The 19296-nt window shown below is 41.2% G+C and carries 16 protein-coding genes, 1 tRNA gene and 2 pseudogenes; 14 read left to right on the top strand and 5 right to left on the bottom strand.

The window, feature by feature from the left end; translation table 11 throughout:
* Positions 1-8 precede the first annotated feature (8 nt).
* Positions 9-434 (top strand): ATP-grasp domain-containing protein, encoded by a 426-nt coding sequence (locus tag KDW03_RS11915; protein ID WP_271435296.1) that lies wholly within the window; start codon positions 9-11, stop codon positions 432-434.
* A 120-nt stretch (positions 435-554) separates the two neighbouring features.
* Here KDW03_RS11915 and KDW03_RS11910 read toward each other — a convergent pair whose 3' ends face one another.
* The 4 genes from KDW03_RS11910 to KDW03_RS11895 form a co-directional block, all read right to left on the bottom strand.
* Positions 555-1493 (bottom strand): UDP-glucuronic acid decarboxylase family protein, encoded by a 939-nt coding sequence (locus KDW03_RS11910; RefSeq protein WP_271435295.1) that lies wholly within the window; start codon positions 1491-1493, stop codon positions 555-557.
* Between the two features lie 9 nt (positions 1494-1502).
* Positions 1503-2840 carry a UDP-glucose dehydrogenase family protein gene (locus tag KDW03_RS11905; RefSeq protein WP_271435294.1) on the bottom strand — a complete coding sequence of 446 codons (1338 nt, stop codon included), beginning with the start codon at positions 2838-2840 and terminating at the stop codon, positions 1503-1505.
* Positions 2841-2884: 44 nt separating this feature from the next.
* A complete protein-coding gene (gene metK, locus KDW03_RS11900; protein ID WP_271435293.1) occupies positions 2885-4045 on the bottom strand; it encodes a methionine adenosyltransferase in 1161 nt (386 codons plus the stop codon).
* A gap of 330 nt (positions 4046-4375) precedes the next feature.
* A complete protein-coding gene (locus tag KDW03_RS11895; RefSeq protein ID WP_271435292.1) occupies positions 4376-4501 on the bottom strand; it encodes a hypothetical protein in 126 nt (41 codons plus the stop codon).
* A gap of 255 nt (positions 4502-4756) precedes the next feature.
* Here KDW03_RS11895 and KDW03_RS11890 point away from each other — a divergent pair, with 255 nt between their 5' ends.
* The 3 genes from KDW03_RS11890 (at position 4757) to KDW03_RS11880 (ending at position 6968) form a co-directional block, all read left to right on the top strand.
* Positions 4757-5887, top strand: coding sequence for a hypothetical protein (locus KDW03_RS11890; RefSeq protein WP_271435291.1), 1131 nt, complete (start codon positions 4757-4759; stop codon positions 5885-5887).
* A complete protein-coding gene (locus tag KDW03_RS11885) occupies positions 5884-6018 on the top strand; it encodes a hypothetical protein (protein ID WP_271435290.1) in 135 nt (44 codons plus the stop codon). The genes KDW03_RS11890 and KDW03_RS11885 overlap by 4 nt, the downstream gene beginning before the upstream one ends.
* Before the next feature lie 62 nt (positions 6019-6080).
* Positions 6081-6968 carry a YncE family protein gene (locus tag KDW03_RS11880; protein WP_271435289.1) on the top strand — a complete coding sequence of 296 codons (888 nt, stop codon included), beginning with the start codon at positions 6081-6083 and terminating at the stop codon, positions 6966-6968.
* 254 nt (positions 6969-7222) lie between these two features.
* On the opposite strand, the pseudogene KDW03_RS11875 reads toward KDW03_RS11880, so the two are convergent.
* Positions 7223-8373 (bottom strand): annotated as a pseudogene (locus KDW03_RS11875) (integrase catalytic domain-containing protein).
* A 251-nt stretch (positions 8374-8624) separates the two neighbouring features.
* On the opposite strand from KDW03_RS11875, the gene pyk reads away from it, so the two are divergent.
* The 10 genes and pseudogenes from pyk to KDW03_RS11825 all read left to right on the top strand — a co-directional run bounded on the left by pyk (position 8625) and on the right by KDW03_RS11825 (position 19292).
* Positions 8625-10076: a pyruvate kinase gene (gene pyk / locus KDW03_RS11870; protein WP_271435288.1), complete on the top strand. Its 1452-nt coding sequence runs from the start codon at positions 8625-8627 to the stop codon at positions 10074-10076.
* Between the two features lie 74 nt (positions 10077-10150).
* Positions 10151-10462, top strand: coding sequence for a preprotein translocase subunit YajC (yajC, locus tag KDW03_RS11865; RefSeq protein WP_271435287.1), 312 nt, complete (start codon positions 10151-10153; stop codon positions 10460-10462).
* A gap of 9 nt (positions 10463-10471) precedes the next feature.
* Entirely contained in the window at positions 10472-12010 is a 1539-nt protein-coding gene (gene secD / locus KDW03_RS11860; protein ID WP_271435286.1) for a protein translocase subunit SecD, read from the top strand.
* A 23-nt stretch (positions 12011-12033) separates the two neighbouring features.
* The gene (gene secF, locus KDW03_RS11855) at positions 12034-12924 is read left to right on the top strand and encodes a protein translocase subunit SecF (RefSeq protein ID WP_271435285.1); all 891 of its coding nucleotides are present in this window, start codon (positions 12034-12036) and stop codon (positions 12922-12924) included.
* Positions 12925-12968: 44 nt separating this feature from the next.
* Positions 12969-13041 (top strand) — tRNA-Lys (locus KDW03_RS11850).
* Between the two features lie 45 nt (positions 13042-13086).
* Positions 13087-13212, top strand: a pseudogene (locus tag KDW03_RS11845) (ZIP family metal transporter); the annotation flags it as partial.
* Positions 13213-13310: 98 nt separating this feature from the next.
* Positions 13311-15533, top strand: coding sequence for a methyl-accepting chemotaxis protein (locus KDW03_RS11840; RefSeq protein ID WP_271435283.1), 2223 nt, complete (start codon positions 13311-13313; stop codon positions 15531-15533).
* A 16-nt stretch (positions 15534-15549) separates the two neighbouring features.
* Entirely contained in the window at positions 15550-16614 is a 1065-nt protein-coding gene (gene cheB, locus KDW03_RS11835; protein ID WP_271435282.1) for a chemotaxis-specific protein-glutamate methyltransferase CheB, read from the top strand.
* Between the two features lie 26 nt (positions 16615-16640).
* The gene (locus KDW03_RS11830; protein ID WP_271435281.1) at positions 16641-18092 is read left to right on the top strand and encodes a CheR family methyltransferase; all 1452 of its coding nucleotides are present in this window, start codon (positions 16641-16643) and stop codon (positions 18090-18092) included.
* On the top strand, positions 18093-19292 hold the full coding sequence (locus tag KDW03_RS11825; protein ID WP_271435280.1) for a fused response regulator/phosphatase: 1200 nt from the start codon (positions 18093-18095) through the stop codon (positions 19290-19292).
* The last annotated feature ends 4 nt before the right edge of the window (positions 19293-19296 follow it).

Genomic DNA, 19296 nt, shown 5'->3' with positions numbered 1-19296 from the left:
TGCTGGATATGAGTGATCTCATTGTTGTGCAGGAGTTTTTGCCAACAAGCTTTGACTGGCGGGTTGGTGTATTGAATGGCGAAGCCCTCTACGTTTGCAAATACTATATGGCGAGAAAGCACTGGCAGATTGTCAATTATTCCACAGAGGGGCAGGATAAGTACGGGAGATTTGAGACGTTACCAGTTGAACTTGCTCCACGCAAGCTTATCTCTATGGCACTCAAGGCAGCACGGCTGGTGGGTAAGGGTCTTTATGGGCTGGATATAAAACAGGTAGGAGAACAGTTTTATCTCATAGAGATCAATGATAAACCCAATATTGATGCAGGTATAGAGGATAAGATACTCAGGGATCGATTGTATCGGCGTATTATGCGGCATTTTGCTCTAGAGGTGAGTCGCAAGAAAAACTTCCTTTCCTCACAGGGATAGGAGGTATTCTGAATATGATGGAATTTTTTTTGATGTTTATGATTTCTATGTCTGCTACTGAAACATCCTGGTGAGAGCTCATCAGAAAGTTTACGGATTCGCTCTTGACCAAAACGTGTTTTATTTCGAGGCAAGTTTTTCCTGGAAATAGGCAATCGTTTTGGTAAGGCCATCTCTTACAGGTACGGTTGGTTCCCAGGCGAGTTCTTTTTTTGCAAGAGAGATATCAGGACGGCGTTTTCGAGGATCGTCCTGGGGAAGAGGATAAAAGCATATTTCAGAACTACTTTGAGTTAATTCTTTTATCAATCTCGCGAAATCTGCAACAGTGTACTCTTCGGGATTACCAAGGTTGACAGGACCTGTAAAATTATCCTTGGTGCACATGCGATAGATGCCCTCAACAAGATCAGATATATAACAGAAGCTTCTCGTCTGAGAACCATCACCATAGATAGTGATAGGTTCTCCCTTGAGTGCCTGGACAATGAAGTTCGAGACTACCCGACCATCGTTTTCCAGCATACGTGGGCCGTAGGTATTGAAAATGCGGATGATCTTGGTATCAAGCTGGTAGAAACGATGGTAGTCCATAGTGAGAGTTTCGGCGATACGTTTTCCTTCATCATAACAGCTTCGGATACCAATAGTGTTGACGTTCCCGCGGTAGGTTTCTGGTTGGGGGTGGATTTCAGGATCTCCATAGACTTCACTGGTCGAAGCAAGAAGAAAACGGGCATGATTTTCCCGTGCAAGTTCGAGAAGATTGAGCGTACCCTCAAAACTTGTACGTGCCGTGAAGATGGGATCTTTTTGATAGTGAGGAGGAGAAGCGGGGCAGGCAAAGTTTAAAACCAGCTCACAGGAGATTTTGAGAGGTTTGAGAATAGAATGTTCGAGGAAATGAAATCTTTTTTCGTGTTCGAGATGTTTAATGTTGTCAATTGTTCCTGTGTAGAGGTTATCAACACAAAAAACCTCATACCCTTCACTCAGAAACCTATCGCAGAGGTGACTCCCAATAAACCCTGCTCCACCAGCAATAAGTACTCGTTTCATCGTGTTACTCTATTTATTGTTTTCCATAGTTTCGAGGACCTTGCCCTTACCGATGGGGAAATAACGGAAATTGTGTTTGATCATATCCTCTGCAGGGAAAAGGTTTCGCCCATCAATCACGACAGGGAGTTTCATTTTTTCGTAGAATTTTGTGATAGGGATCTTTTTAAATTCTGCCCATTCTGTGACCAGAAGGAGAGCTTCGGCATTCTCTACGGCTTCAAGCGGAGAAAGGGCATAGTGGACCCTGTCGGAGGGTGGAAAGAGTTTTTGGAAGTTTTCCATCGCTGCCGGGTCATAAAGATGTAAAATCACACCTGCATCGAGAAGTTCCTGAACGATTTTGATAGATGGGGCTTCTCGAATATCGTCAGTGTTGGGTTTAAAGGCGAGTCCCCACATAGCAATATGCTTGTTTTTTAGGATCCAGAGTTCGTCTTTGAGGATTTTTATCATTCGATGGAAACGTTGAGTGTTGAAGCTGTCTACCGACTGAAGGATTGATGCGTCGATGCCATACTGTTCCATAACATGGATAAATGCTTTTACGTCTTTTGGAAAACAGCTTCCTCCATAGCCTATTCCTGCGTTAAGAAAAGCTCTCCCTATCCGTTTATCAAGTCCCATTCCTTCGGCAACCAGAGAAACATCAGCTCCTGTTTTTTCACAAAGATCTGCAACCATGTTGATGAAAGAGATCTTGGTAGCGAGGAAGGAGTTTGATGCGTACTTAATGATCTCAGCACTCGAGGGATCAGTAATGAGAATCTTGTCTTTAAAAGTACTGTAGAGTTCTATCATGAGATTTTTTGCTTCTTCTGTTTCTGCTCCTATGACGATACGGTCAGGATGGAGAAAATCGTGAATAGCATCTCCTTCCTTGAGAAACTCGGAATTAACAACAAAATCGAATTTTGCCTGCGACTTATTGTACAGACGGGTGATATTCTTCAATCGTTTGTGGGTACCTACCGGAACAGTACTTTTTTCGACAATAACTTTGTACGCTCCGGCAGGGGTGTTTTCAGCTATCTCACGAACCGCTGCTTCTACTTGCGAGAGATCAGCAGAGCCGTCCGGGAGCGGAGGAGTCCCTACGCAGATAAAAAGAACGTCTGACTCTTTGATCATCTCGGTGATAACGTCAGTGAAATGAATACGCTTTGCAGCAATGTTTTTTGCGAGGAGTTCTTCGAGACCGGGTTCATAGATAGCGGATTTACCCTGTCTATAAAGTGAAAGCTTATACTGGTCTACATCGAAGCATACTACTTGATGTCCCATGTCGGCAAAACAGACACCTGAGACAATCCCTACATACCCCGTCCCGATAATTCCAACCTTCATATTTCCACCTTTAAAATATTTCAATTGTAATATATTGTACTATTCTAAACGAGTCTCAAAATATCCTGCACACGGTCAGTTTTTTCCCAGGGGAATTCTTCTCTTCCAAAGTGGCCATAGGCAGCCGTTGCCTGATAAATAGGGCGACGAAGATCCAGTGTTTTGATGATGCCTGATGGGGAGAGATCGAAAACTTTCTGGACAATCTCTGCGAGTTTTTCTTCTGGTACCTTGCCTGTTCCATAGGTATCTACCATCACTGAAATGGGAAAAGGAACCCCAATAGCATAAGAGACCTGGATTTCACATCGTTCACAGAGTTCACTGGCTACGAGATTTTTGGCTATATAACGAGCCATGTAAGCGGCACTTCGGTCTACCTTTGTCGGATCCTTACCACTGAAAGCTCCACCACCATGTCGTCCCATACCACCATACGTATCCACAATGATTTTTCTCCCCGTGAGGCCGGTGTCACCATGAGGACCCCCGATAACAAATCTTCCAGTGGGATTGATGAAATACTTGGTATCACTGTCTAATAAACCAGTGGGTTCAAGAATAGGTTTGATCACTTTTTCGATGAGTTCTCGTTTGAGTTCTTCATAAGAGATATTTTCATCATGCTGGTGGGAAAGAACAACCGTATGGACACGGATAGGTTTGTGTCCTTCGTACTCAAGAGTGACCTGACTCTTGGAATCAGGTCTGAGCCAGGTGAGTTCACCACTTTTTCGAAGCTTTGCGGCGTACATGAGGATCTTGTGAGCGTAAATGATGGGAGCAGGCATGAGTTCTGGTGTTTCACGGCAGGCAAAACCAAACATCATACCCTGGTCACCTGCACCCTGTTGACCTTTGAAAAGACCTTCTCCCGAGACTCCTTGAGAGATATCGGGAGACTGGCTATGAACCGTGTTGATGACCGCCATAGATTCATAGTCGAGTCCAAATTCAGGTCTCGTGTACCCTACTCGTTTTGCAACACCTCGAGCAACCTCCTGGAAGTCTACATAGGTGGAGGTAGTGATTTCTCCACCGATAAGTACCATACCAGTTGTTGTAAATACCTCACAGGCAACACGGGAATTGGGATCGTCTTTGAGACATGCATCGAGAACGGCATCGGAAATCTGATCTGCAAGTTTATCCGGGTGTCCCTCACTTACCGATTCCGAAGTAAAAAGGTATCTTTTTGCACTCATAGGGTTCTCCTTAACGAATCTTTCAAAGTGGTTTACTATTATAGGAAAAAAAGATGTTTTTTGCAAATTTCTTTTAGTATGAATTCTTGGGGTATGAATTCCCCGTTGCGTCAAATAAAAAAGTACTCGAAATTCGAATCATTGCCTCATAAATAAAAGTACTTGAAAATTTCATGCTGTTTTGTCCGAGTTTTTGTTTCCGTGCTGCCTCAAGAGCCTGGCGGCATAGTTTCGATTTTTTAAACCTGTTATCCTCACAAAATAATCGAGTATCTCCATTTTCTCCTTTTTTCTAGCTTTTTGATACTGTGCTTCGACAAGCTCAGCATATCACTTCGCCGTTTCCCTGTCAATAGGTCTTTTTTCAAACATCGCCAACCCAATTCCTGTTGGCGAGCCTGTCGAGCCACGGTTGGCGAGCTTGTCGAGCCACGGTTGGCGAGCTTGTCGAGCCACGGTTGGCGAGCTTGTCGAGCCACGGTTGGCGAGCTTGTCGAGCCATGAACTGGATTATTTTATACACAGATTTGGAGTACTTTTTTATTTTGCAATAGTGACCCCTTTTCGAGTACTTTTATTATGAAGCAATTCGGAAACTTGACAAATAAAAAAAACGCCTTAAAATCACCCATGTTAAAGAAGAAAATAAGATTAAAAAAGGAGAAAATCATGATGGCATGGGAATAAAAATGGAAGAATTTCACCAAAAGGGTGAGGGGGTATTGTAAGTGGTATCGGCTCACGGCTATTGTTACCCTTGTGAGTATGATAAACCTCTCGTGTTCGTTTCAATCCCCTGGTGTTGTTGTTGAAAAAGAGGAGGCTAAGTCAGAGGCGGTGGTAGTAGAGGTAAAGATGGAGCCGTTGAGTATCACGGTCGAGACCAATGGTACGTATTATGCTGTCCCGAGGGTAGAGATGGGTTCTCTTGTGTTGAACACCAACCAACCCTGGGAGACAAACGAAGCGCTGGTTATCCCGGAGAGTTTGCGTTCACGGGCGATGAACACCCTCTCCCAACCGCGCCTTATCAATGGTAAGGTGGTTGTTTTTGATTTGCCGACGAATGCCTCTGAGTTCGACCGTACCTTGAACGAAAAGATTGCCGAACACATTACGGCTGCGGTAGGAAAGGATACCGAGAAGCTCTCAAGAGAGATAGTCGAGGGCATAAAGTTAGATGAAACGGTGGCAAAGCTTTCTCGCTACGTGAATACCTCGAGTAATATTTCGATGGAGGAGGTAAGTAACATCGTGAACGAAGTAGTTACAGTTCTCAGGAGTGAGGTGGCGTCCAAGAGCCATGTTGTAGGAGGAGAACTCCAGAGACATGCAGAGAGCGAAACAGAAGCCTTTCTCAACGAGGGGGGAAGTAATATCCAGGTGGTGCAAGATCTTCATGAGGCCCTCGAGAGGGACGTGAGAGCCTATGACATGAGAGTGACATCTTCGGAGGCAGGGGGATCTCATAATAATCTTCCTATTTCTAAAGCACTTTCTTCAGGGGCTACCGTTGTCAACAAGGAAGAGGCTACCGAATGGGTGATAAGTCACGCCAAGAGTGGGGACATCCTCTGGTGTGCTTATAACGACCCTATAAGCTCTGGGGTTCTATCGGGTCATACGGGAACGTATTACTCCCAGGCAGGGGAAACACCCCAAGTTTTCACCACTATGGGACCAGGAGAAGGAAAAGAAGTAAAATTCCACTCTCTGGACAGGCATACTGAGAATAATGTTAAATCAGGGAAGCTCCTGGTAATAGGAGGGAAAACTGCGGAAGTGGGGCGAGCTCAAGTTGAGGAGATGTATAGAGGGAGGACGGTGGGGGGAGTACTATGACCATCCGTAAGAATAGCGCCAGGGTAGGAATTGCCGTGCTCTTCCTTCTTATCATCGTTATCAACCTGCTGGCTGTGCTGGTGCTCGTTACTCGATGGGGAGGTAGAGCCTCTGGAGATGAAGCCCTTTGAACCCTTTTCTCTCAAGAGCACATGCTCCTTTTCACAGAGACCGGCGACGGCGAAAAATAAATGTGATTGATACTGATACAGACGAGATTGTTCGGAGGATCGTCTTCAGGGAGAAGGATAGTGAATATGGCTATGCTGACTATGCCGTGAAGGCTGGCAGTAAGATAGCCGTGCTGGAGAGTGGGAGCCCTATTCGGGAGCCGAATTATATCTATATCGTCTATCCAGAACAGGTGAAGTGTAAGGTGATTGAGCTGGAAGAAGTCAATCCTTACTACATGGTATATAGTCCCTACAGCAAGCTTCTTGTCCAACATGGGTTGGGGAGCTACCCCTCTTCGGTGATTGATATGGAGCACGATCGTTTGTACAAGACCTTTTTTCTTGAGAACTTCTTCTACCCTAAGGGTGGGGTGGGGGGTGATGGTCGCTTCTACGGGCAATATGCCACAAGTTTTTTTGCTCCCTATCACATAGCGAGCCTGGATATTGAGACCAGAAAGATTACTATACTAGGGTCCAATCTTTCTGCAGGTGGTGGAAATAGTGGATGGAGTGACCATGAGTACCTTGCACTGGTTTGGGCGAGCAATTTCCTCTATGTCCCCGTACACGATTCCAAACAGATTAGGGTATATGATACAACCACAGGGAAACTGAGCTATAGTATTGAGCCTACAAACAGCAAAGGCGAAGAACTTTTTCCACAAGGGGCTGTTTATTATTCACCCTCAAATTGGTTGATTGTGGGAGGTGATGAGGGAAAAGTGAATAGCTGCATTGGCATCATTGATCTCAATACCACTAATATGGTGGGGTATATCACCAACTACAAAGCGAGGTTTAAGGTCAATAATCACAAGGTTTATGTTCTGGATAGTGGGGCCCGGGTTATAGCGGTTTTTAGCCTCACGAATGGGCTCAAGCTTGTGAAGAAGATACCGTACTGAGGGGGGATTATGACCATCCGTAAGAACAATTGGAGGGCGGGCATTGGCCTGCTCTCTCTTCTTTTTCTCTTCCTGACGGGCTGTTCGGGGTGTTTTATAAGCTGAATTTTTCAGCTTATGGAGAAACCACTCCTTTTTTGAATTGGAACAACATTTCCCTATACACTAACCCCAGAAAGGGGGCTTTCTTTTTCCCGTTGCGTCAAATAAAAAAGTACTCGAAATTCGAATCATTGCCTCATAAAAAAAAGTACTCAAAAATTCCATACAGTTTCCTCCAAATTTTTGTTTTTTACATTCTTTTTCTTTTGAAGGCTGAAAAGTTTTCTCTGGCAAGCTGTAATTTTTTGTCTTAGGTGAAACAAATCGAGAGCCTTATAAAGCCTTGTTAGGCGTTCCTTTTGTGCCTCACTTACATAAGAGCTTTCTAAAAGCCGTTGGTAGGGAGTTTTAATATCATCATGCTTCTTTTGCACCTTGCTTCCGATTCTCTTTTCTCTGTCATTTTCATAACCGTTGAAAAGTTGGCATAAAGCCTGAGATACGCATAGAGTCGGTTCAAGTAGTAGACTTCTTCCTCGGTATCGTAGCGGAAGTATCCAACATTCTGGCGGACTATGGAATAGTTTTTCTGCTCAACGTAGCAGTTATCATTGGAACGGGAGCTTCTCCCCCTTGTAAATTTTATCTGGTGCTTCTCACACCAATCGCGTAGAGGATGATTAATAAATTCAGCACCGGTATCAGAATCAATTCCCCGTAAATCAAAAGGAAGTCTTTTGACTTTTTCTATGGCTTCTCTTACCCATTTTGAAGCTTTGTTTTTGATTGCCACAAGCTCTGTCCAACCGCTCCAAACATCCACCATATTTAATGTTTGAGCAAAGTCTCCCCGGCTATTTCCTCCCTCATGGGCAACCATATCAATCTCCATAAAACCAGGGCAATTTTCATCCCACTCTGCCCACGTGCGTATAGCTATTTGTTGCTTTAACAACGTTCCAGGCTTTGTACCTTTTCGTCCTTTTATCTCAAGCTTTTTACGCTCATGTTTCAAAAGTCGGTCAATACTTGAAGCACTTATATGGCGCAAGTTTTCTATAGCCTGTGGAGAACCGTGGAGATGTCCGTTTGCTAAGAGATTATCTAAAACTTCATTTAAAATTGGCTTTAAACGTTTGCCACACATGTAGTTTTCAATTTCCCAGACCTGTTTTAGCATTTTTAGTTCTTCTTCGCCGAATTTTTTCTTTCTGCCAGGTCTTTTGCCCTTCTTGGCTATATCGGCTTTAAGGTAATTTTTCTTGCCTACATATATGGTTTTTCCGTGTTGCCTCAAGAGCCTGGCGGCATAGTTTCGATTTTTTAGGCCTGTTATCCTCACAAAATAATCCAGTATCTCCATTTTTCCCTGGTTTTTTGATATTGTTTTGCCGTTTCCCTGTAAATAGGTCTCCTTTCAAACATCGCTAACTCCACCTTTTACCTCCAGTTCTTTGAACTGGATTATTTTACACAAATTTAAAGTACTTTTTTATTTTGAAGCAACGTTCCCTTTTCGAGTACTTTTATTATGAAGCAATTCGTTTTTTTGCAAAAAAAAACATTTTCGTTAAAATATATATTCAAATTTTTGTAAAAAAATAAGGGGTATGTATGAAACGTTTTACCAAAATTGTGGCCACCATAGGGCCAGCATCACGTAACTATCCGACTATATACAAGATTCTTGAGGCTGGGGCGAATGTTATTCGATTGAATTTTTCTCATGGGTCGTTTGAAGATCACCTTGAGACGGTGAATTATGTACGTAAGGCTTCCAAAGAGTTAGATAAAACTGTGGCTATTTTCCAGGATCTGCAAGGACCAAAGATTCGAGTTGGAAAACTCGAAAGTGACTTTATTGAACTTGTGGCGGGGGATACACTGGTGATTACCACGGATCAGATTGTAGGCGGGGTGATCAATGGGGAGAAAAAGGTTTCCATCGACTATCCGAATCTGCATAATGAAGCAAAGGTAGGAGGTCGTATTCTTCTTGATGATGGGCTTATTGAACTGCGTATTCAAAAGATCGAAGGAACCAACATTTATACAGAAGTCATTAACGGCGGTAAACTTAAACCGAGAAAGGGTGTCAATCTTCCCCATATCAAGCTCAATATTTCTGCTATTACGGATAAGGATAGACATGATCTTAAGTTTGCTTTTGAACACGAACTGGATTATGTGGCGCTCTCTTTTGTTCGCAGTGCAGACGATGTGAGAGAACTTATTGATATTATGCTGAGAGAATATGGTCGACGTATTCCTATTATTTCCAAAATAGAGAAACCTGAGGCAGTGGAAGATATTGACAATATTATTGATATGAGTGATGCTATCATGGTAGCAAGAGGAGATCTGGGAGTGGAGACTTCTCCTCAAGAGGTTCCTGTTATTCAGAAAATGATTATTCGAAAGTGTAATATCGCAGGTAAGCCGGTAATCACTGCAACCCAGATGCTTGAATCGATGGTGAATAATCCCAGGCCTACCCGTGCTGAGGCCAATGATGTGGCCAACGCTATTTTTGATGGGACAGATGCGGTGATGCTTTCTGCGGAGAGTGCTGCTGGACAATACCCTGTAGAAGCGGTTCGGATGATGGCTCAGATCGCTTCTCAGGTAGAGAATAGTGAGCTTTTTGAGAAGATGCTTGCCGGACGTACGGTGACTCAGGTAGATCTGATGAAACGAGCGCGCAAGAACGTGATGGAGTCCATTACGTTTGCAACAGTGGAGCTTGCTCACAAGATCGGGGCTAAATATATTGTGAGTTTTACTCACAGTGGTGGTACAGCCAAAAATTTGGCGAAATATCGTTTTCCTATTCCTATCATAGGATTTAGTCCCTCTGCTGCAACGGCAAGAAGACTTGCTCTTGTATGGGGAGTAATACCTTATGAGCTGGGCGAGGTTTCGACGGTGAATGAACTTCTTGATGGAGCGGGAGAAGTGCTTCGGTTTAAACAACTTGTTCAGGAGGGGGATTTTGTGGTGATTACAGCAGGTGTACCAGTGGGTATTCCTGGAAGTACGAATATGATTAAGGTATGGCAGGCATAGTTTTGTCTGAGATGTTGATTTTTTTGAGTTCTACCGGTATAATGGTGTAATGATTACGGAGATGGAGGAAAACAATGTGGAATTGGCTTTGGTTACAAGCTCAACCAGCGGAGGGAGGTGGACTTTCACTTCTTCTTATGCCGCTCCTTCTTTTGGTTTTTATGTATGTGCTTATTTTTTTGCCGGAGAGAAAACGTCGGAAGACGCTTGAAAAGCAAATTGCGAGCATGAAACAGGGCGATCGCGTGATCACCAATGGCGGTATTGTAGGTACTATTGAGTTTATTGGAGATAAGACGGTCTATATCAAAACAGCCGATGCAAAGATAGAGGTTCGTAAGGATTTTATCGCGGCTGTGATTACACCAGAGTTGGATAAAAAATAGGGAGGCTATATGAGCAAGCTGGTACGCCTGGTTCTACTTCTTATTTTAGTAGCATTGGGCTTCTGGGGAATGTGGCCTACGATCCAGTGGTATTTTCTTTTGCCAGAAGACACCAAGGAGCTTATCAAGATTTCAGAAGAAGAGATGGATAAACTTTCACCTGAGGTTCGAAAACAGGTTATTGATATCAAGGCACTTCGCAAAAGAGTTATGAATCTTGGTCTTGATCTTCAGGGTGGTGCAAACCTTTTACTTGAGGTGGATGCAGAGGAATTGAAAATTCAGCTGGCCGATAAGGGAGGAGAGAGTCTCTCGGAAGCAGCTTTTCGAGAAGAGTTTGACAAGGCTAATGAGCGTGCCGTTGAGATTCTCAAGAATCGTATGGATACTTTTGGAGTGAGCGAAGTTTCTATTGCCAAGACGTTTGATGGGCGTATCAGTGTGGAGCTTCCTGGAGTGAGTGAGCCCCAGATTATTCGGGAGTCACTTTCTCGTGTCGGTCGTTTGGAGTTTAAGCTGGTGGACGAGGAAGCGATGAAAAAACTCCAAGAGTTAGGGGTTCAAATGGTTCAGGGTGCAGTGGTAAGCCGTCAGAATATTCCAACGAATTTTATACTTTCGAGCGACAGTGATTGGTATCCTCTCTATGAAAATGATGAGTATGGCATTCCCCGGCTTAAGGGCTGGTATGTGCTAAAAAAAGAAACGGTGCTTGATGGTACCTACATGGACAAGGCTCAGCCAGACATGAACCCGACAACGGGGCAGCCTGTTGTCTCTTTTAGTCTTACCCTGGAAGGTGCTGAGATCTTTGCCGATGTGACACGAAATAATGTTGGCAGACGTCTTGCAATTGTACTAGATGGCCGTGTTAAAAGTGCACCGGTGATTAATTCTGAAATTCCCGGTGGTCGTGGGGAGATTTCAGGGAAGTTTACCTACGAAGAAGCTAACTTTTTGGCAAATATTCTCAAAGCCGGCTCTTTACCTGTTCGCCTGAATGTTGTTCAAGAACAAATTGTTGGGCCTTCTCTTGGTGCTGATGCCATTGAAGGGGGTACAAAAGCTGTTGTGATTTCTCTTATAGCAGTGGCAATCTTTATGATTGTGTGGTATAAAGTGAGTGGAGTGATTGCTGTTATTGGGCTAGTGTTTAATATTTATTTCTTGTTTGCCATTCTTTCAGGAATATTTACAGCAACACTTACCCTTTCTGGTATTGCTGGTATCGCTCTTACGATAGGTATGGCTGTGGATGCGAATGTGATTATTTTCAGCCGTATACGGGAGGAGATGAGACGTACTTCAAATTTCCGTCATGCCCTTGAAAACGGCTATAAGCATGCTTCTGCGACAATCTGGGATTCTAACCTGACAACATTCTTTGCAGCTGTGGCGCTCTCACTGTTTGGTACTGGAAGTATCAAAGGTTTTGGTATGACGCTTGGGGCTGGTATTATTGCGAATATGTTTGCTATGCTTTTTGTGACAAGATTGGTGTATGACTTTTTACTTGAGACGCTTAAGCTCAAAAAAGTATCTATCTAACTAAGTCTCACAAGGAGAAAAGCATGAAAGAGAAAAAACCTATTCCGTTTATGAAGGTGACGCCTCTGGCTATAGTTTTGTCGCTTTTGATTATTCTTGCGGGAGTCGTGGTCTATGTGGTTAATGGTGGTTTTGAGGTTGGGATTGATTTTAAAGGGGGAAGCCGGGCCGAGGTAGCACTTCAGCAAAAGGTATCTGTGGGAGAGATTCGCTCGCTTTTTAAAAACGTTGGGATAGATGCGAATGTAACAACAGTTGGGTTAGTTGAAGATAACCGTTTTGTGATTACGGTCCCTTATGAGGAAGGTAGGGATGGTATTGAGTTGATCAAGAAAACGCTTTATCAGGCCTATGGAGAGGATAAAGTTTCTCTTCTTGGTGTGACGGTGGTTGAGGCCAAGGTAGGAAAATCCTTTGTCTATAGGGCGTTGAATTTGATCTGGGTTGTCTCGCTTATCATTCTTGTGTATATTGTTATTCGCTTTGACTTTAGTTATGGTTTTGGGGCTGTGGTAGCTCTATTGCATGATCTTTTGATTATGCTTGCCTTTGCGCTGTTTCTCAGGATTCCTATTGATATTACTATTATTGCTGCTATATTGATGATTCTCGGGTACTCGATTAACGATACGATTGTGGTATTTGACAGGATCCGTGAGAGAAAAGCTTTGCACAAAGAGGAAGATTTTGTCTTGGTGATTGATCGTTCGGTGACAGAGGTTCTTGATAGATCGATTATTACTTCTCTGACAACGTTGTTTGCAGCTGTGGCTCTTTATATTTGGGGCGGGGAAGTTTTACGGAACTTTAGTGTGATTTTGATAGTGGGTCTTATAAGTGGTACTTACTCCTCCGTGATGATTGCTTCTCCTGTTACAGCGGGGGTGAGACGCTTGACAAATCGTGCAAAATAGTGTATAATATATCTCCTTCATGGAGTGTGTTCCATGAAGAGGTTGGGCCGCTAGCTCAGCAGGTAGAGCATCACACTTTTAATGTGAGGGCCCTGGGTTCGAGCCCCAGGCGGCTCATTCTGGCTTATCCGTGAGGGTAAGCCGTTTTTTTTAGGAGGGAGTATGCATCCGCTTTTTCTTGCTTTGCTGGCGACCTTGTTTACGTGGGGGATGACTGCTCTGGGAGCAGGCCTTGTGCTGGTAACTCCACGGATGAGTCAGAAGTTTCTTGATGCCATGCTGGGGTTTGTCAGCATTTTTTGAAAGAGGATGCAATTGTTTGTTAAAGTTGAAATGAATATATTCCGAAAAAAATAATTAAAGATATTTATAACAAGGGGGTTTCAATGCCTTTAGCAAAGATAATTGATGTAGACCCTGAAAAATGTGTGAATTGTCATCGATGTATCTCCGTTTGTCAGGTAAAATACTGCAATGATGGTAGTGGTGATTATGTCAAGGTTATTTCAGATCTTTGTATTGGTTGTGGTGAGTGTCTTTCAGCGTGTACTCATGGCGCAAGAGTAATAGTGGATGATTTTGAAAAAGCCATGGAAGCACTCCGGCGAAAGGAACCCATCGTTGCTATTGTTGCTCCTGCTGTATCAGCAAATTTTCCGGAGAATTTTTTACGACTCAATGGTTGGCTCAAATCGATGGGAGTGAGTGCGATTTTTGATGTGAGTTTTGGAGCTGAGCTTACTATAAAATCGTATCTTGAATATATAAAAGAGAAGAAGCCCACAACGGTAATCGCTCAACCCTGTCCTGCTTTAGTGACATATATTGAACTTTATAAACCTGAGCTCTTGCAGTTTTTAGCTCCTGCTGATAGTCCGATGATGCATACCATGAAAATGGTGAGAGAGTTTTATCCTCAGTATAGAAATCATAAAATGTTAGTTATTTCACCCTGTATTGCCAAGAGGAGAGAGTTTGACGAAGTGGGTATTGGAGACTATAATGTAACCATGAAACGTATTCAGGATTATTTTGAAGCCAATCATATTGTACTCTCGAGTTATCCTGAAGTGGATTTTGATAATGATCCCGCTGAAAGAGCAGTGTTATTTTCTTCTCCTGGTGGTCTGTTGGAAACGGCTATAAGAGAAGTTCCTGAAATACGCTATAAAACTCGAAAGATAGAAGGACCTCATATTATTTATTCTTATCTTTCCGAGCTTTTTAGCAGCATAGAGAAAAAAGCAGCCCCTCTGTTGGTTGATTGTCTTAATTGTGAAATGGGTTGTAATGGTGGCACCGGGACAACAGCGAGAAATCTTCCTATGGATCAAGTAGAGCACTACGTGAAGCAAAGAGCAGAAAAGATGATACAGTTTTATAAAAAGAAGGGAACTATCAAACGTTCTGAACGACCAAAACTTTTGGAGAAATTATTGGATAAATACTGGAAACCAAAAATATATGATAGACAGTATGTCAATCTCTCGTATATTGTAAAAGAATATGTGAAGACGCCTTCTGATAAAGAAAAAACAGAGATATACTTTTCAATGCAAAAGAAAGAAGAAAAGGATTTTAAAAACTGTTCCGCATGCGGATACAACAGTTGTGAATCGATGGCTGTAGCTATTTTTAATAAATTTAATAAACCAGAAAATTGTCATTTCTTTCTTGTCAAAGAAGAAGAACTCAATCGGCAGTTGATCCTCGAAGACCAGAAGAAAAAAGAACAAATTATTCAATATTTAAATGAGATTTTTGTCAATATTGACGAAGGTATTAATAAACTTACTGCTGTGGCGAAAGAGCTTGAGGCTTCAAGTCAAGAACAGATCAGTGCTGCTACGGAGCATTCGAGTGGAATCACAGAGGTGAGTGCTACTATAGAAGAACTCTCTGTTACAGCGAAACAAATTGCGGATAGTACGGAACAGTTGGTGCAATCTACGAAAAATATGGTAAGTGTTCTTTCGAGTAATAAAGTTTCTCTTCAGGGAGCTTATGAGAGGATTATGAGTATTAGTGATCTGATGGGTCAGAATGCGCAAGAGATTATAGATCTAAACAAGAAATCAGTGTTTATTAGTGAGATGGTAAAAATCATCACCGATGTGGCAAATAAAACCAATCTTCTCTCTTTGAATGCTTCTATAGAGGCGGCAAGGGCAGGAGAGGTTGGTAAGGGATTTAGTGTTGTTTCTGCCGAAATCCGGGAGCTTTCGAAAGAAACAATTGCCTCGGCTAAGAAGGTGACCGCAGCGGCTGAAGAAATCAAGAATTTTATTGAGAAGATAGTCGAAAATTCTAACAAAGAAGTTCAAGAGATGAAAGAGAGCGTCTCCAAAGTAAAAGAAGTTGTTGATACTACCGAGAATCTTGTAACAGAGATAAACAACAACTATTCTTTTATGAGGAAAATTGAGATTTCCACCAAACAGCAAGAGATTGGATCCCAGCAGGCAGCGGAAACCATGAAACAGATGTCTGAAATCTCTAAACAATCAGTCGAAGTTTCCAATCAAAGTTTGGGGGCTATCAAAGAGCTTGTTGACTTGGCTAATAGTTTAGGGAATATTCTCAATAAATACGAAAATTACAAAAAATAACATAGGGGGGAGCTCTGTGATTAAGGTTTTACTGGTAGATGACTCCCCTGTTGTTCACGAGGTGCTAAAAAAATTTTTTGAGAAAAAGACAGAGATTGAGATTGTGGGCAATGTTTACAATGGCGAAGAGGCGCTTCATTTTCTTAAAACCATGACCCCTGATGTTGTGATCATGGATATTGAGATGCCGGTCATGGATGGGCTTACTGCTATAAAGAAAATTATGGAAGAGAAGCCTTTGCCGATAATTGTTTTCAGTGCTGCTACCAAGAAAATCGCGGATCTTGTTATGAAGTCTCTTGAAGCTGGGGCGGTCGATGTTGTAGAAAAACCTGAAAATATGACAACGGCAGGAATCGAGGAATATTTAGAAAAAAATCTTTTTCAGAAGATAAAGATTTTTTATGGTTTTAAGGTTGTGAAAAGAATAAGCGATTTAAAAATTAAAGAGCTTGCTGAAAAAAAAGAACGGCTTGAACTTCTCGCAAAAAATAAGTCGTTACGTTCTAAAAAAGAACTTTTTCCGGTGGTAGGGATTGCTTCTTCGACGGGCGGTCCCCAGACCCTGAAGAAAATTTTTTCTCAAATCAAGAAACCAACTTATCCTATAGTTGTGATCCAACATATTCCCCATAATTTTGTAGAAAGTTTACGAGAATGGCTTATGTTACATACGCAGGCAAAATGTGAGTTTGTACAAGAAGGAGGACTCCCAGAACCTGGCAAAATATATCTTGTAAATGTGGATCGTCATTTGACATTTTCTCCAGAGGGAAGGTTTAAGTTTTTTGATGCTCCTCCAATATATGGAATCAGACCATCTGCTGATTATATGTTTGAATTTCTGGGAAAAGTTTATAAAGAAAGAGCAATAGGTATCGTTCTTACCGGTATGGGAGAAGACGGTAAGAAGGGGGCAAAGTTTATCAAAGAGAATCAAGGGACTATTATTACAGAAGCGGAGGAAGATTGTATTATTTATGGAATGCCACGGGCAGTTATAGAGAGTGGCTTGGCAGATAAGATCATGAGAATCAATGAAATAGTAGATTTTCTTAATCAACTTACAGAATTTTTTTAAAAAACACGAAGGGGGTGTAACACTTTATGGAAAGGTATTTGAAAGAAGCAAAAAAAATTTTGAAAGAAGTGACAGGTATTTCGCTTACAGAGGAAAAAGATAGTTTTTTGTTGTCTATAATTAACACCATTCTTCAACGAGAGAATTTTTCTCCTGATGCCTATCTTGCTCTTCTTCAAAGTGATTTTCGAAGAGTTATAGAGCTTGCCACGTATTTTACTGTTCAAGAAACAAGTTTTTATAGAAACCGGGATCATTTTAGAACCTTGAAAGAGATTATTCTCCCTGAACTTATAACTCTTAAAAAAGATAAAAAACTTTCCATACTCTCTGCAGGGTGTGCTACAGGAGAAGAGCCTTACACCATTGCAATGATTCTTGATGATAGTTTTCAAGATGCTTTAAAAGATTGGGAGGTTACTCTATGTGCGGTTGATATATCACAGGAGGCTATAAAAGAAGCTCAAAAAGGAATATACTCAGAGTACAAAATGAAAAATATTGATAATTATTACATAGAGAAATACTTTGAAAAAGAAGTTAGGAACTTACGAACACTTTATCATCTCAAAAGTCATATAAAATCAAAGGTTCTTTTTTTCCATCAGAATCTTCTTGCTCCTGGTGGGATTCTGGATTCGATGAAATTTGATATTATCTTTTGTGAGAATGTAATTATTTATTTTGATAATCTTTCTATTGAAAAACTTATTCAAAAATTCTATAATAGTTTAAATACCCACGGGTATCTTTTTTTAGGATATTCAGAAACTCTCAATATGGTTCATCATCGTTTTGCTCTGTGTTGGCATGATCATACCTACTATTACAAGAAAGAAGAGCAAAAGAAAGAGGAGCAAAAGCTTGAAGTTGAGATAAAGAAGACAGAAAATAAGAAGTTGTCGGTTTGTGAGAATCACGTCTTATCGACTAGTGAGGAAGGGGTAAAAAAAGAGTTGTTTGAATCCTACGATGAATTTTTGTATCATATTATGAAAAACTATCTTACAAATAGAGATGCCAAGATGATGGAGCTTTATTCTTGTTTTTTCCAGATGTACTCAAGGGATCCTTCGTTTATTCAGGATGAGAAGGCATTTCTTTTGTTTGGAGAGTTTTTTATAGACAAAAATAATCTAGCAGAAGCGCAAAAAATGGGAGAAATGGCTGTCGAAAAAAGAGCTAATTCTCTAGATGCTCATAACTTGAATGCTTGTATATTTTTGCTTTCGGATAGACCGACGGAAGCCTTGTTATCTGTAAGTATTGCTTATAGATTGAATCAAAACAACAAAATTACTTTGTACCTTATGTATAAAGTTTATACAATGCTTAATAACAAGACAAAAGCTAGAGAAATTTTTGCCATTTTAAAAGAGGTAGGAGACGATGGAAGTGGAAGTTTTTTCCCCTATAATCCCAATCGTAGAGTACAGTTTTATACTGCGATAAATAAAATTATATCAGAGGAAGTATAGATGCAATTGCTAGAGAAAATATTTGACAAATATATCTATGTAGTCGACGACTCAGAAGTTATCAGGACAGTGATAGCGAATTGCTTAAAAGAGAAAGGCTTTACTCAATTAATTACTTGTGAAAATGGAAAAGACGCATTAACAAAGATTGAAAAGTTTCAAAAGGTCGATATGGTGATTACTGATTTTGATATGCCAGAAATGAATGGAGAAGCGTTGGTTAATGCTTTACGAGAGAAATTTGGTGATGAGGTGTTGATCATTGTTTTAAGTGCTCAGGGAAGTAAGCAAAAAATAGTAGAGATGATGAGAAAAGCAGACGATTACATTATAAAAGACGAAATAGATCTCATTAAATCTGATATTTTCTTTGCTATTGAAAAATGTTTTATGAATTACCAACTCAGGAAAGAAAACGAGAGACTTCTTGCAGAGCTTAAAGAAAGAGATAAACGGATGAAAATGGAATTGGAGACAGCACAGAGTCTTCTGGCCGAGTTTAAAGAACTCAAGAATGTTCAAAGTTCAGTTTTCAAGATAGCGTATTATAACAAAATGTCAAATATAATAGGAGGAGATTTTTTTACTCTTCGCAGGATTGACAAGGATAGAATAGGCGTTTTACTTGGGGATATTTCGGGACATGGTATTCCTGCGGCTCTTCTTATGCTTGTGTTTAGAAATGCTGTGATTGAATCAATAGAGAATAATCCTTCTCCCGATAAAGCAATGGCAGATCTTAATACAAAACTCTCTTCTATCTTTCCGGAGACGAAGTATGCTACTGTAAGTTATCTTGTTTTGGATGAAACGAAACATTCGGTATTGTATACCAATGAATTTCAAAATCCTATCGTGCTTTTAAAGAGTTCAGGAGAACTCTTGGAATTAGATAATGGAAAGTACAAGCTTATCGGTATTTATACCAAAGAGCTCCTTGGAGAAGAGCCAGAATTTAGTGTGGATGAGTTTGTTCTGGAGAAGGGGGATAAACTTTTCTTGTTTACCGATGGTATTATAGAGGCAACTTCTCCAGAGAGTGGAGAACAATACGGGATTGAAAGAATAGAGGAAGTAATGAAGAAAAATTATAAACAAAATATGCCGACAATATTAAAGATGGTTCTTCAAGATTTTTATAATTATACCAAACAAATGGTATCGGATGATGTGACTATTTTTGGAATAGAGTTATTTTAGAGGA

The organism is Thermospira aquatica (assembly GCF_023525255.1).
In the GTDB taxonomy this organism is placed as follows: domain Bacteria; phylum Spirochaetota; class Brevinematia; order Brevinematales; family Thermospiraceae; genus Thermospira; species Thermospira aquatica.
Note: the sequence above shows the minus strand (reverse complement) of the source record. Positions and strands in the feature narration are given on the sequence as shown.